The sequence below is a fragment of the Pseudomonas sp. HN11 genome (genome assembly GCF_021390155.1).
Classification (GTDB): Bacteria; Pseudomonadota; Gammaproteobacteria; order Pseudomonadales; family Pseudomonadaceae; genus Aquipseudomonas.
Window position 1 is genome coordinate 1,679,097 of record NZ_CP089985.1, and the last position, 13,063, is coordinate 1,692,159.

A 13,063-nucleotide genomic window follows, 5' to 3' on the forward strand; every position below is an offset into this window, starting at 1 on the left:
TCGCGAAGGCGGTCGTTCAGCCAGCGCAAATCTTCAATTGAGCAACTGGATACGCAAACGTTCGGACAGCCCATTTGGCGCCAGCCAGAGGCTCAGGTAGGTCCTGGCAAGCTCACCATCACGACTGCTGAACACCACCTGCCCATTGATCTCCAGGTTCAAACCACGGCCCGGACGAAAATCCAGGGCATACCGATCGCCGCTGTGGATATCCCGAAAGCTGGCGTGCAGTTTGTCTATCTCGGGCTTCAGGCGGGCACTGGCCTGCTGGCGCTCCAGCGTGGTGGTGGCGGCCTTGATCACGTCAGAGCGGTCGATGTCGCGAAAGTAATACAGCGTCAGGCGCAGCGCTTTTTGTTGCGCCCAGGCCTGCTTGGCGCTCAAGTCGGACGAGGCATATAACACAGCCGCGTAGACATCCGCCCATAGGTAGGTGAGCAGCGCCTGGTTTTTCAGGGTCAGTTGCTGGGACTGTGCCGGAAAATCGGCCTGTTTCAGCCGATCCACCTCATTGGCCTGTGCCTTTATGGACAGCATCAGTAATAAACAGCAGACGACATGTCGCATAATGGCCAGTCCTGCAAAGGGGCTTGCCGGCAGTGTAATTGCAATTTCCTGATGGTGTAGTAAAGGCAAGACTGGCCTATGACGCGACCAAGGGTTAATGTTCGCGGCGTTGAGCCTTATATAGACTGTGCCCCGGTTCACACACTTGAGCCAAATTGTCCTTCATGACCGCTGGCCGCGGCATGATTTAGCCCGGCGTCCAACCGCACGCCTGGCCTGTTCTGAGGAGTACGCATGGCTGTCTACAACTACGACGTGGTGGTACTGGGTTCCGGCCCGGCTGGAGAAGGTGCGGCGATGAACGCTGCCAAAGCTGGGCGCAAGGTGGCGATGGTCGATAGCCGTCGCCAAGTCGGCGGTAACTGCACCCACCTGGGCACCATCCCGTCCAAGGCCTTGCGTCACTCGGTGCGCCAGATCATGCAGTTCAACACCAACCCGATGTTCCGGGCCATTGGTGAGCCGCGCTGGTTCTCGTTCCCGGACGTGCTCAAAAGTGCCGAGAAAGTCATCTCCAAGCAAGTCGCCTCGCGCACCGGCTACTACGCCCGTAACCGTGTCGACCTGTTCTTCGGCACCGGCAGCTTCGCCGACGAGCAAACCGTCGAAGTGGTCTGCGCCAACGGCGTGGTCGAGAAGCTGGTGGCCAAGCACATCATCATCGCCACCGGTTCGCGCCCGTATCGCCCGGCGGACATCGATTTCCACCACCCGCGTATCTACGATAGCGACACCATCCTGAGCCTGGGCCACACCCCGCGCAAACTGATTATCTACGGCGCCGGCGTGATCGGCTGTGAATACGCCTCGATTTTCAGCGGCCTGGGTGTACTGGTGGAACTGGTGGATAACCGCGACCAGTTGCTGAGCTTCCTCGACTCGGAAATCTCCCAGGCTTTGAGCTACCACTTCAGCAACAACAACATCACCGTGCGCCACAACGAAGAGTACGAGCGCGTCGAAGGCCTGGACAACGGTGTGATCCTGCATCTCAAGTCCGGCAAGAAGATCAAGGCTGATGCTTTGCTGTGGTGCAACGGCCGTACCGGCAACACCGACAAGCTGGGCATGGAAAATATCGGGGTCAAGGTCAACAGCCGTGGCCAGATCGAGGTGGACGAGAACTACCGCACCTGCGTGACCAACATCTACGGTGCCGGTGACGTGATCGGCTGGCCGAGCCTGGCCAGTGCGGCGCATGACCAAGGCCGTTCGGCAGCGGGCAGCATTGTCGACAACGGCAGCTGGCGCTATGTGAACGACGTGCCGACCGGGATCTACACCATTCCGGAGATCAGCTCGATCGGTAAAAATGAACACGAACTGACCAAGGCCAAAGTGCCTTATGAAGTGGGCAAGGCGTTCTTCAAGAGCATGGCACGTGCGCAGATCGCCGGTGAGCCGCAAGGCATGCTGAAGATCCTGTTCCACCGTGAAACCCTGGAAGTCCTCGGCGTGCATTGCTTCGGCTATCAGGCCTCGGAGATCGTGCATATCGGCCAGGCGATCATGAACCAGCCGGGCGAACTCAATACCCTGAAGTATTTCGTCAACACCACGTTCAACTACCCGACCATGGCGGAAGCCTATCGGGTCGCCGCCTACGACGGCCTCAACCGGCTTTTTTGAGCGGCTCCGGCCGGTGGCCTGAGCCGGCCGGGGAGACCGATTTCAGTAATTCCCGAGAGTGGCAGTGGCCAAACCGGGAAAGTCTGTAATCAGGCTATCTACGCCGAAGTCGGCGAGCCTGCGCATCAGCGCGGGTTCGTTGACGGTCCACACGGACACGTGCAATCCCTGGCGCTGGGCTTTTTCCAGGCGCTCAGGGGTGCACAACGTCCAGTTCAACGCCAGAATCTCACAGCCATAGTTCTGCGCGACCTTCAGCGGGTCGAGCCAGGCATATTCCGCCACCAGCCCACGTGACAGGTCGGGGGTGAGTTCAACCGCCGCTTTCAACACTTCCCGCGAACTTGAGGTGACGGTGACCTTGTCCATCAGGCCAAAACGCACGGCCATCTCGCGGATTGCCAGAACAGTCGTCGCGGCGCGGGTACGCGAAGCGCTTTTGACTTCCAGTTGCCAGTGATCGAAATCGCATTTTTCGAACAGTTCTTCCAGGCGGGGGATCGGGCATGGCTTGACCCAGCCTGGGCCGCCCTTGCGTGCGTCCATCTTCACCAGATCGGCGGCCGAATACTCGACGACTTTGCCACGTCGGTCGGCGGTGCGCTTGAGGGTCGGGTCGTGGATGACCATCAGCTCGCCGTCCATGGACAGGTGCAAATCCAGTTCGCAACGGCGTACACCGTGCTTGAGGCATGCCTGAAAGCTGGTCAGGGTGTTTTCCGGTGCTTCGCCTTTGGCACCGCGGTGGCCGTAGATCAGGGTCACAGTTGCTCCTTCGCGCCAGGATGGCTGGCGTAGTGAATACGAATTCAGATGTCGTCGTTTTGCTCTCGCGCCAGGCGGCGTTCCTGGGCCTGTTTCTGCAGGATATAGCGCGCCAGCAGTTGGCGTTGGGCGTCGGTCATGGCTTCGAATTCCGTGCCTACGTCAAAGCCCGCGCCTTTGGGGTCGCAATGGGTGACCCGCGCGCGCAGCAATAGGCCGAGCGCCTGGGGCATCAGCACCAGCTTGACCGCCAGGTGCGCGCCGGCCGGCAGGGGCGTGGGGTGCTGGAAGTCGATGCCGCCTTCGGAAATGATCACCGACTGCGGTGCGCCGATCTCATCCAGCAGGCCGCGCGCCATGATCTGGCTGAGCAAGTCCAGGCGTTTGTTCTGCACGCGCAGGAAGGCTGCGAGGGTGCGATCCTTCTCGCTAAGCTGGCGCAGCAGGTGCTGGGCTTCAAATTCACTCAGGTGCAATTCACTGAGTAAATTGAACAACGGAGAATCATCCAGCAACACTTCCTTGCTCGCCGCCTCGGGGGCAGACAGGCTTTTGATTTGAAGTGCGATCATGTCGTCGATACGGTAGTATTCGCGGCGCTCTTCTTCATCTAATGTCGACATGGCGAACCCCAGCTAGCGGTAATGGTCAGAGTGTAAAGCTGCTTACCAGACCCCGCCACCGGGACGTCTTCTTTTCCTCCGAACAAGCCCCGACATGTTCAGACCTCTCTTCGTATTTATCGGCACGCGTTATACCCGTGCAAAGCGCCGCAATCATTTTGTGTCGTTCATTTCCTTGACCTCGATGATCGGGCTCGCCCTGGGCGTCGTCGTGATGATCGTGGTGCTCTCGGTGATGAATGGCTTCGACCATGAGATGCGCACCCGCGTACTGGGCATGGTGCCCCACGCGACCATTGAGGGCGATGCGCCCATCAGCGACTGGCAAAGCCTGGCCGATAAGGTCAAGCAGAACCCCAAGGTGCTGGCCGTCGCGCCATTCACCCAGATGCAGGGTTTGCTGACCAACGACGGCAAAGTGCAGAAGATCCTGCTCAATGCCATCGACCCGGTCCAGGAACGCAATGTCTCGATCATCGACAAGTTCATGCAGCAGGGCAAACTCGACGACCTGGCACCCGGCAGCTTCGGCATCATCATCGGCGACAAGGCCGCGGCCAAGCTCGGTGTGGGCCTCGGCGACAAGCTGACCTTCGTCGCGCCGGAAGTCACCGTGACCCCGGCGGGCATGTTCCCGCGCATGAAGCGCTTCACCGTGGTCGGCACCTTCCACGTCGGCGCCGGCGAGATCGACGGCTACCTCGGCCTGACCAACCTCACCGATCTGGCGCGCCTGCATCGCTGGCAGCCGGACCAGGTGCAGGGCCTGCGTCTCAAGTTCGCGGACCTGTTCGACGCGCCGCGCGGCGCCTGGGAAATCGCCCAGCATCTGGGTGAAAGCCAGTACTACGCCCGCGATTGGACCCGTACCCACGGCAATCTCTACCAGGCTATCCGCATGGAAAAAGCCATGATCGGCCTGCTGTTGCTGCTGATCGTCGCCGTGGCGGCGTTCAACATCATCTCCACGCTGGTAATGGTGGTGAACGACAAGAAGGGCGATATCGCCATCCTGCGTACCCTGGGCGCCACGCCGGGGCAGATCATGGCGATCTTCATGGTGCAGGGCACCGTGATCGGCGTGGTCGGTACCTTGATCGGTACGGCGGTGGGCATTCTCGCCGCGTTAAACGTCAGCGCCGCTATTGCCGGCCTCGAAACCCTGATCGGCCACAAGTTTCTCAATGCAGACGTCTACTTCATCGACTACTTGCCGTCTCAGGTACAGACCCAGGATGTGTTGATGGTGGGCGGCGCTGCGTTGGTCCTGAGTTTCCTTGCCACCCTGTATCCAGCCTGGCGCGCGGCGCGTACCCAGCCAGCGCAGGCCTTACGTTATGAGTGAATCGGGCATGAGTGAAAAAGCAATTCTGAGCTGCCGCGACCTGGGCAAATCCTACGAGGAAGGCCCGGAATCGGTGGTGGTGCTGTCCAACCTGCAACTTGAGCTGCACCCGGGTGAGCGCGTAGCGATCGTCGGCAGTTCCGGTTCCGGCAAAAGTACCTTGCTGAACCTGCTGGGCGGCCTTGATACGCCGTCTCAGGGCAGTGTTTGGCTGGCCGGTGAAGAACTGTCGGCCCTCGGTGAAAAAGCCCGTGGGCAGTTGCGCAATCGTTCGCTGGGTTTTGTGTACCAGTTCCACCACCTGTTGCCGGAGTTCACCGCCCTGGAAAACGTGTGCATGCCGCTGCTGATCGGCAAGACCGCGATCCCGGAAGCCCGCCGGCGCGCCAAGGCCTTGCTGGAGCGCGTGGGCCTCGGCCATCGCCTGGAGCACAAACCGGCCGAGCTGTCCGGCGGCGAGCGCCAGCGTGTGGCCATCGCCCGTGCCCTGGTCAACAACCCAGGGCTGGTGATGCTCGACGAGCCAACCGGCAACCTCGATTCCCATACTGCCCAAGGCATCAAGGACTTGATGCTGGAACTGAGCACCCAGATGCGCACCGCATTCCTCGTCGTGACCCATGACATGAGCATGGCCCGCCAGATGGACCGCGTGTTGCACCTGCAGGAAGGTCATCTGGTCGCCATCTGACCCGTATCAAGCCCGGCGCTTCAAGTGCCGGGTTTTTTCATTTTTTCAGGCGGTGCAAGCGAATGTTCAGACCGTTATCTATTTTCATCGGCACGCGCTATACCCGCGCCAAGCGCCGCAACCGTTTTGTCTCGTTTATCTCGATGACCTCGATGATCGGCCTCGCCCTGGGCGTGTTGGCGATGATCGTGGTGCTGTCGGTGATGAACGGCTTCCAGCGCGAAATGAGCTCGCGCATTCTCGGCATGGTGCCGCACGCGACCATTGTCGGCGTGAACCCGATCGACGACTGGCAGCCCGTGGCCGCCGCCGCGATGAAGAATCCGCAGGTGACGGCCGCCGTACCGTTCACACAGATGGATGGCATGTTCTCCTACAAGGGCGCCATGCAGCCGATCGAGATCAGCGGCATCGACCCGGCGCAGGAAGGCAAGGTGTCGATCGTGGCTCAGCACATCGTGCGCGGCAAACTGGATGATCTGAAACCGGGCGAGTTTGGCGTGGTGGTCGGCGAAATCACCGCCCGGCGCTTTCGCCTGAATGTGGGCGACAAGCTGACCCTGATCGTGCCGGAAATCAGTACTGCGCCGGGTGGCATCACCCCGCGCATGCAACGCTTGAACGTAGTCGGCATCTTCAAGGTCGGCGCCGAGCTGGATGGCTCCATGGCCATGATCCACATGGCCGACGCCGCAGAGATCCAGCATTGGCAGCCGAACCAGGTGCAAAGCGTGCGCCTGGCGGTGAAAGACCTGTACGCGGCGCCCAAGGTCTCGGCGGACATTGCCGCCAGCCTGGGCACGGGCTACAAGCCTGACGACTGGACCCACACCCAGGGCAGCCTGTTCAGCGCGATGAAGATGGAAAAAACCATGATCGGCCTGCTGTTGCTGATGATTGTCGCCGTGGCCGCGTTCAATATCATTGCCACCTTGATCATGGTGGTGAACGACAAGGGCGCGGATATCGCGATCCTGCGCACCATCGGTGCGACGCCACGGCAAATCATGGCCATCTTCATGGTGCAGGGTACGGTGATCGGTGTCGTCGGTACCTTGATTGGCGGTGTATTGGGCGTGATTGCGGCGCTGAACGTGAGTGAGCTGGTGGGCTGGGTGGAGCGGGTCACCGGGCAGCATATTTTCAGTTCGGACGTGTACTTCGTCAGCAACCTACCCTCGGAGCTGCAAGGTGGGGATGTGCTGCTGATCTGCACGGCCGGGTTTGTGTTGAGCTTTTTGGCGACGATTTACCCGGCGTATCGGGCGGCGAAGATTGAGCCGGCGCATGCCCTGAGATATTCGTAGACTTCAACACCGCTTTCGCGAGCAAGCCCGCTCCCACATTTGAATGTATTCACAAATCAAAATGTGGGAGCGGGCTTGCTCGCGAAGAGGCCGGCCCGGCTTGCATCAATCTCCGGTAGGCAACTCAATTACAAATCTTGTCCACCCCGCCTCAGATTCACCATAAATCCTCCCCCCATGCGCCCGCACAATCGACTGGGTAATTGCCAGTCCCAATCCCGCATGTTCACTGCTGCCTTCATGGCGCGCCGGGTCCGCCCGGTAGAATCGGTCAAACAACCTGGGCAGCAACTCCGCTGCAATACCATCGCCGGTGTTCTCCACTGAAAGCCTCACCCCATCCTCTATCCGCACACGCACTTCGCCACCCGGCGGAGTAAACCGCAACGCGTTATCCAGCAAGTTTGACAAGGCCCGGCGCAGCATCCCGCGATCACCCGCTGTAATGGCCGCGCCCTCGCGAACCAGGCTGACCTGCCCGTCTTCCGCCAGCAGTGCAAAAAACTCCAGTAGCGCGTCCACTTCATCCGCCAGCGCCAAAGTCTCGCGCTTGGGCATCAACAGGCCGTGATCTGCCTTGGCCAGGTACAGCATGTCATTGACCAGTTGCGCCATCCATTGCAGCTCTTCCAGGTTGCTGTGCAGCGCCTCGCGGTAATCCTCCAGCGGCCGCGGCTGGGTGAGGATGACCTGAGTCTGGGTCAGCAGGTTCGACAACGGCGTGCGCAGTTCGTGGGCGATGTCGGCGGAGAAGGCCGAGAGGCGTTGGAACGCATCGTCCAGGCGGCCAAGCATGGCGTTGAAGGTTTGAGCCAGTTCGGCCAGTTCCACCGGCATGTGTTGCTGGGGCAGGCGCTGGGTCAGGGAGTGGGCCGACACACTCGCGGCCACTTCCCCCATGCGTCGTAACGGCCGCAAGCCACTGCGTGCGGCCCAGGCGCCGAGCAGGGCGGTCGCCAGGGCTGACAGGCTGACGGTGAACCAGATCAAATGTTGCATGCGCTGAAGGAAGTGCTGGTGATGGGTGATATCCAGTACCAGCGTCAGCTGTGGCGAGTCCGGTTGGCCTGCCCTCAACGGCGCGTTGTAGACCCGGTAGTCGGTGCCGGCGTTTTGCAGGCTGTGCAGGCCGGGGGCGGTGGGCAGATTGACGCCGGGCGCACCGTCGAACCAACGCTGGCCTTGGGCGGTGATGCGCAACGCCAGGTCGGGTTGGCGATTGAGCTCGGCGCGCAGTTGGGCTTCACGCTGCGCGAACAATTGTGGCGAGTCGACACCCTGCAAGGTGGTACGCAGGTTCACCAGCTTGCTGTCGAGCTGTTGCTGGTCCAACTCAATGAAGTGGACCTCGCTGGCGCGATTGAACAGTACGCCCGCGATCAGCGAGACCACCGCCGTGCAGGCCGCAAACAGCAGAGCCAGGCGGCTGACCAGGGACAGACGCTTGATCAATTGACGCGCTCCTCCAGCACATAACCCATGCCGCGTACGGTATGGATCAACTTATTCGGGAAGTCGTCGTCGATTTTCAGGCGCAGCCGGCGGATCGCCACTTCGATGATGTTGGTGTCACTGTCGAAGTTCATGTCCCACACTTGGGAAGCGATCAGCGATTTTGGCAGCACTTCACCCTGGCGGCGCAGCAGCAATTCGAGCAGGGAGAATTCCTTGGCCGTCAGGTCGATGCGCTGGCCGCCCCGGTCAACGCGACGGCGGATCAGGTCCAGGCGCAGATCGGCCAGTTGCAGCGCGGTTTCCTGGGACGTGTTGCTGCCACGGCGCAACAGGCTGCGCACGCGGGCTAGCAGTTCGGAAAAGGCGAAGGGCTTGACCAGGTAGTCGTCGGCGCCCAGCTCCAGGCCGTGCACACGGTCTTCCACGGCGTCGCGGGCGGTGAGGAACAGCACCGGGAGGTCCAGGCCCGCAGTGCGTACGGCTTGGAGGATCTGCCAGCCATCACGGCCCGGCAGCATCACATCGAGGATCAACAGGTCATAGTCGCCGGTCAGTGCCAGGTGCTGGCCGCTGGTGCCGTCGGCCACCAGCTCGGTGGTAAAACCTGCCTCCGTCAGGCCCTGGCGCAGGTAGTGGCCGGTTTTGGGTTGGTCTTCGACGATCAGCAGTTTCATGGGCGGCTCTTGGCAACGGTGGACGACGGCTTTATACCTTGGGTGCCAGGGCAGGGGGACAACCTGACAAAGTTGTAATCTAGCAGTCAGCTGGCTGGCAGCGGCGCAATCTTAGAGTGTGCCCCAGGTCAGTCAGATATTTTTGGAGAGAAGAGATGGCATTGCGTTCACCCCTGTTATTGGCGTGTTGCCTGCTGGCGTTGAGTGTTGATGCGATGGCCGATGCCACCCATGCCTACGCGTTCGGCGAAGCTGCGCCCGCCAGCCAGGCCACGCGGACCGTAGAAGTGACGCTGCAGGATATTTCCTTTTCGCCCAAGTCCATTGACGTGAAAGCCGGTGAGACAGTGCGCTTTGTGCTCGTCAACAAAGGCCGGTTACTGCACGAATTCAACCTGGGCGACGCGGCGATGCATGCCGAGCACCAGAAAGAAATGTTACAGATGCAGGCCAGTGGCATGCTCACCGCCACCGGTATGGGCAATATGGACCACACTGCAATGGGCCATGGTGCGATGAAACATGACGATCCCAATAGCGTATTGGTCGAGCCCGGTAAAACCGCCGAGCTGACCTGGACGTTCACCAACGCCACGGGCCTGGAGTTTGCCTGCAACCTTCCGGGGCATTACCAGGCGGGCATGGTCGGCACGCTCAACGTCGATTGATCCGCTGGCGCTTAGGCGCGGGGGCAAAGGCTGGTAGACTGGCGCGGTTTATTCAGCCAGGTTTCCGCCATGCATCCCGCAGCCGAACATTCGCCGCTGGGCAAGTCCAGTGAATACATCTCCACCTACACACCTTCGTTGCTGTTCCCGATCCCGCGTGCCGCAAAATGGGCTGAGCTGGGCTTGAGCGCCGAGACCCTGCCTTACAAGGGCGTGGATTTCTGGAACTGCTTCGAACTGTCCTGGCTGCTGCCGTCGGGCAAGCCGGTGGTGGCCATCGGTGAATTCAGTATTCCGGCCGACTCGCCGAACATCATCGAGTCCAAGTCGTTCAAGCTGTATCTCAATTCGCTGAACCAGACCGCGTTTGCCGATACGGCCAGCCTGGAAGCCACCCTGCGCACCGACCTCAGTGCCGCTGCCGGCAAGCCGGTGAGCGTGCGTATACGCACCCTGGCCGAGATCGAAGCAGAAGGGGTGATGGCTTTGCCGGGTGTGTGCATTGATGATCTGGATATCAGCGTCAGCAACTACGAGCATCCGCGCCCGGAACTGCTGCGTTGCGATGCCTCGCGCGTTGTCGAGGAAAGCGTGCACAGCCACCTGCTCAAATCCAACTGTCCGGTGACCAGCCAGCCGGACTGGGGCAGTGTGGTGGTGGAATATCGGGGTTCGGCGCTGGATCACGCGAGCCTGCTGGAATACATCGTGAGCTTTCGCCAGCACTCGGACTTCCATGAGCAGTGTGTGGAGCGCATCTTCCTGGACTTGCAGCGCTTGCTGAAGCCAGAGAAGTTGACGGTGTATGCGCGATATGTGCGGCGCGGCGGGTTGGATATCAACCCGTACCGCAGTACTGAGGATGTGGCGTTCCAGAACGTGCGCCTGGCCCGTCAGTAAAGCCGGAAAACGTCACGCTTCAGGAGTGGCGGGAGCGGTTCTTCCCGCCACTCTCTTATCCATGCCTAGTGTGCGTGGATAGACTGCGTTTCGCGGGTATCAGAAAATGATTTGCGGTGGGTTGATAATAGCTCCCGCTTGTTTGCCATTCTCGTATACCGACCCAGAGCCGCTTTGCGCCACTGCGAAGTCTTTTTTTGATCCGTCAGTGTTTTTCACGTTCTCTTCTCCCCATTTTCTAGCCTCGTCCATGCTATTAAACTGTTCCGTTGATTGAGGAAAGGCCGAAGTGCTCGATACGGAAGCCATAGTAGGTAAATACTCCAAAGTTAATTGAAAGGACGATTCCTCTCACAACCTGAGTGGCAACTCCACGGCTCGGGTTCCAATCGATGACGAAATTTCCCGCAAAAGCGACGCTATAAAGCTACAAAGGGAAGGCGTATTTCTGCGCAAGAAAAAACCGACGCCCGCTTAGGCATCGGTTTTCAATTGTTTGCCGGGAGGGATCCGCGCAAATGCAGCACTGATAGATCCTGATTTTCAGGTGCTATGCCCTCAGATTCCGATATTACCCAAGGTGATCAAGATATTACGCAAGGTCCCGGAAATCACCGGGTGCTCAGCATCGAACTCAATGGCCGCTTGATTCACATCGTCGGAAATACTCGGTGTCTGAGTGGCCGGTTCCAGCTCAAGTTGTAACTCAAACTTGGCGATCAAGGCTTCCAGTGCTTCACGCTTTTCTTCCGACAGCGGCGGTTCCTGTTCCAACTGCCCGCGCAGGATTTCGACCTGTTCTTCCAGTTTTTTGCGATCAGGCATGACGTGTTTCCTTTTATCGATAGGCACTGGCATAGACCACGGCACGCCGCGAAAGGTCTACGGGCTGAGCTGTAGATTAATCCACTGGCGCCAACCGTGCATGATCCGTGTCAGGGCTTCTCGCCTTTGAGCTGGCGCAGGCTGATGTCGGCCAGGCAGGTGCCGAGTTCGCCCAGGTGATCGATTACCGAGTGCACGCCCAGCCCGTACAGGGCAACGGTGGCCTTGCCGCGCTTATGCTCGCGCTCCTGTTCGCTCAGCGCCTGCCATTGTTCGGGCGCCATGCCACAGAGTGAGCCGCAGGAAGCCAGGCCGATGGTCCACAACCCGGCGTTAAGGCCTGATTGCAGCAGGCGCGGTTCGCCGCTGACCAGCACGCAGCCTTCAAGGCGTTCGATGTTCAGCTCCATCAAGGCTTGCCAGCAGGCGTGGGGCGCGGGCCAGCGGATCGACGAGGGTGATGTCGCCTTGACCCAATCGGGCAGCGTGGCGGCCAGGGGCGTGGTGACGGAGGGGGGAAGTTCATCCAGCCAGGCGCAGGGAACGCCTTGTTCCTTGAGGCTACGCAGGATTTTCAGCGCGCCGGGCGTGGCTTGGGAATCAGGCGAAGGTGAATCGGTGCGCGCCTGGGAACCGAAGTCCACCAGGCAGCCACTCAGGCCAAACAGAACGGCAGTCAAGGCAGGAGCGCTGGCGATGGCTATCTCGGCGTGAGGCATGTCGACATCCCTGAAATAGCGTCAACGCTATCGAGCCAGGATGACACGTTGGTGACAGGATTGTTAATTGTAGGAATTTTGTCCATTTTTGGTCTGACGTGTCCGAGTTACTGCCTAATTGGCGACTTCCGTCATATACTGACGGCCTTATTCAGGGCATAGCGCCCATGACAGACCATTCAAGGAGCAAAAGCTATGCGCTGGAGCCACTATTTCGCTCAGCTGTCGGTGTGTGCCACTGTCTTGCTGGCGCCTTTTGCCGTACAAGCTGCATCGGAAGATGATCCATGGGAAAGCGTCAACCGCCCGATCTTCACCTTCAACGACACTGTTGATACCTATGCCCTCAAGCCTTTGGCCCAAGGCTATCAGTTCGTGACGCCGCAATTCATGCAGGACGGTATTCACAACTTCTTCCGCAATATCGGCGATGTCGGCAACCTGGCCAACAATGTGCTGCAGCTCAAGCCGCATAATGCAGGTGTCGACACGGCCCGTTTGCTGGTCAACACCACTTTCGGCGTCCTGGGCTTTATCGATGTCGGCACCAAAATGGGACTGCAGCGCAGCGATGAAGATTTCGGCCAGACCCTCGGCTACTGGGGCGTGGGCAGCGGTCCTTACGTGATGCTGCCATTGTTGGGCCCAAGCACCTTGCGTGATGCGCCGTCCAAGTACGTGGACAGCTATACCCAACCGTACCGCTACATGAATGACATCGGCTGGCGCAACAGCACCTTCGGCCTGAATATCGTTGATACCCGTGCCAGCTTGCTCGACAGCGAGAAGCTGATCACCGGCGACAAGTACACCTTCATCCGTAACGCCTACCTGCAGAACCGCGAGTTCAAGGTCAAGGACGGCAAGGTCGTCGACGACTTTTAATCCGTGACTT

General features: G+C 59.8%; 15 protein-coding genes. 7 read left to right on the forward strand and 8 right to left on the reverse strand.

Features of this window, described 5'->3' with window-relative positions; all coding sequences use genetic code 11:
* Positions 1 to 33 precede the first annotated feature (33 nt).
* Positions 34 to 567 carry a chalcone isomerase family protein gene (locus tag LVW35_RS07660; RefSeq protein ID WP_233894592.1) on the reverse strand — a complete coding sequence of 178 codons (534 nt, stop codon included), beginning with the start codon at positions 565 to 567 and terminating at the stop codon, positions 34 to 36.
* Between the two features lie 234 nt (positions 568 to 801).
* On the opposite strand from LVW35_RS07660, the gene sthA reads away from it, so the two are divergent.
* Positions 802 to 2,196 carry a Si-specific NAD(P)(+) transhydrogenase gene (gene sthA / locus LVW35_RS07665; RefSeq protein WP_233894594.1) on the forward strand — a complete coding sequence of 465 codons (1,395 nt, stop codon included), beginning with the start codon at positions 802 to 804 and terminating at the stop codon, positions 2,194 to 2,196.
* A 42-nt stretch (positions 2,197 to 2,238) separates the two neighbouring features.
* Here sthA and LVW35_RS07670 read toward each other — a convergent pair whose 3' ends face one another.
* Both LVW35_RS07670 and LVW35_RS07675 read right to left on the reverse strand, forming a co-directional pair.
* The gene (locus LVW35_RS07670; RefSeq protein WP_233894596.1) at positions 2,239 to 2,961 is read right to left on the reverse strand and encodes a glycerophosphodiester phosphodiesterase; all 723 of its coding nucleotides are present in this window, start codon (positions 2,959 to 2,961) and stop codon (positions 2,239 to 2,241) included.
* Positions 2,962 to 3,005: 44 nt separating this feature from the next.
* On the reverse strand, positions 3,006 to 3,584 hold the full coding sequence (locus LVW35_RS07675; RefSeq protein ID WP_233894598.1) for a PilZ domain-containing protein: 579 nt from the start codon (positions 3,582 to 3,584) through the stop codon (positions 3,006 to 3,008).
* Between the two features lie 94 nt (positions 3,585 to 3,678).
* Between LVW35_RS07675 and LVW35_RS07680 the strand changes: the two genes are divergently transcribed.
* The 3 genes from LVW35_RS07680 (at position 3,679) to LVW35_RS07690 (ending at position 6,927) form a co-directional block, all read left to right on the forward strand.
* On the forward strand, positions 3,679 to 4,929 hold the full coding sequence (locus LVW35_RS07680; protein ID WP_233894599.1) for a lipoprotein-releasing ABC transporter permease subunit: 1,251 nt from the start codon (positions 3,679 to 3,681) through the stop codon (positions 4,927 to 4,929).
* Between the two features lie 7 nt (positions 4,930 to 4,936).
* Positions 4,937 to 5,620: a lipoprotein-releasing ABC transporter ATP-binding protein LolD gene (lolD, locus tag LVW35_RS07685; protein ID WP_233894600.1), complete on the forward strand. Its 684-nt coding sequence runs from the start codon at positions 4,937 to 4,939 to the stop codon at positions 5,618 to 5,620.
* A 62-nt stretch (positions 5,621 to 5,682) separates the two neighbouring features.
* Positions 5,683 to 6,927 carry a lipoprotein-releasing ABC transporter permease subunit gene (locus LVW35_RS07690; RefSeq protein WP_233894601.1) on the forward strand — a complete coding sequence of 415 codons (1,245 nt, stop codon included), beginning with the start codon at positions 5,683 to 5,685 and terminating at the stop codon, positions 6,925 to 6,927.
* Positions 6,928 to 7,032: 105 nt separating this feature from the next.
* Here the strand turns inward: LVW35_RS07690 and LVW35_RS07695 are convergent, their stop codons facing one another.
* Positions 7,033 to 8,379: a heavy metal sensor histidine kinase gene (locus tag LVW35_RS07695; protein ID WP_233894602.1), complete on the reverse strand. Its 1,347-nt coding sequence runs from the start codon at positions 8,377 to 8,379 to the stop codon at positions 7,033 to 7,035.
* Entirely contained in the window at positions 8,376 to 9,056 is a 681-nt protein-coding gene (locus LVW35_RS07700) for a heavy metal response regulator transcription factor (protein ID WP_233894603.1), read from the reverse strand. Before LVW35_RS07700 ends, LVW35_RS07695 begins: the two co-directional genes overlap by 4 nt.
* Before the next feature lie 155 nt (positions 9,057 to 9,211).
* Between LVW35_RS07700 and copI the strand changes: the two genes are divergently transcribed.
* Together copI and queF are read left to right on the forward strand one after the other, a co-directional pair.
* Positions 9,212 to 9,724, forward strand: coding sequence for a copper-resistant cuproprotein CopI (gene copI, locus LVW35_RS07705; protein WP_233894604.1), 513 nt, complete (start codon positions 9,212 to 9,214; stop codon positions 9,722 to 9,724).
* 69 nt (positions 9,725 to 9,793) lie between these two features.
* Complete coding sequence (gene queF / locus LVW35_RS07710; RefSeq protein ID WP_233894606.1) at positions 9,794 to 10,624, forward strand: NADPH-dependent 7-cyano-7-deazaguanine reductase QueF; 831 nt, start codon at positions 9,794 to 9,796, stop codon at positions 10,622 to 10,624.
* A gap of 99 nt (positions 10,625 to 10,723) precedes the next feature.
* Here the strand turns inward: queF and LVW35_RS07715 are convergent, their stop codons facing one another.
* The 3 genes from LVW35_RS07715 to LVW35_RS07725 form a co-directional block, all read right to left on the reverse strand.
* On the reverse strand, positions 10,724 to 10,933 hold the full coding sequence (locus LVW35_RS07715; RefSeq protein ID WP_233894608.1) for a hypothetical protein: 210 nt from the start codon (positions 10,931 to 10,933) through the stop codon (positions 10,724 to 10,726).
* Positions 10,934 to 11,182: 249 nt separating this feature from the next.
* Entirely contained in the window at positions 11,183 to 11,449 is a 267-nt protein-coding gene (locus LVW35_RS07720) for a DUF4404 family protein (protein WP_233894610.1), read from the reverse strand.
* Positions 11,450 to 11,559: 110 nt separating this feature from the next.
* Positions 11,560 to 12,168: an HAD family phosphatase gene (locus LVW35_RS07725; protein ID WP_233894611.1), complete on the reverse strand. Its 609-nt coding sequence runs from the start codon at positions 12,166 to 12,168 to the stop codon at positions 11,560 to 11,562.
* A 195-nt stretch (positions 12,169 to 12,363) separates the two neighbouring features.
* On the opposite strand from LVW35_RS07725, the gene LVW35_RS07730 reads away from it, so the two are divergent.
* A complete protein-coding gene (locus LVW35_RS07730) occupies positions 12,364 to 13,053 on the forward strand; it encodes an MlaA family lipoprotein (protein ID WP_233894612.1) in 690 nt (229 codons plus the stop codon).
* The last annotated feature ends 10 nt before the right edge of the window (positions 13,054 to 13,063 follow it).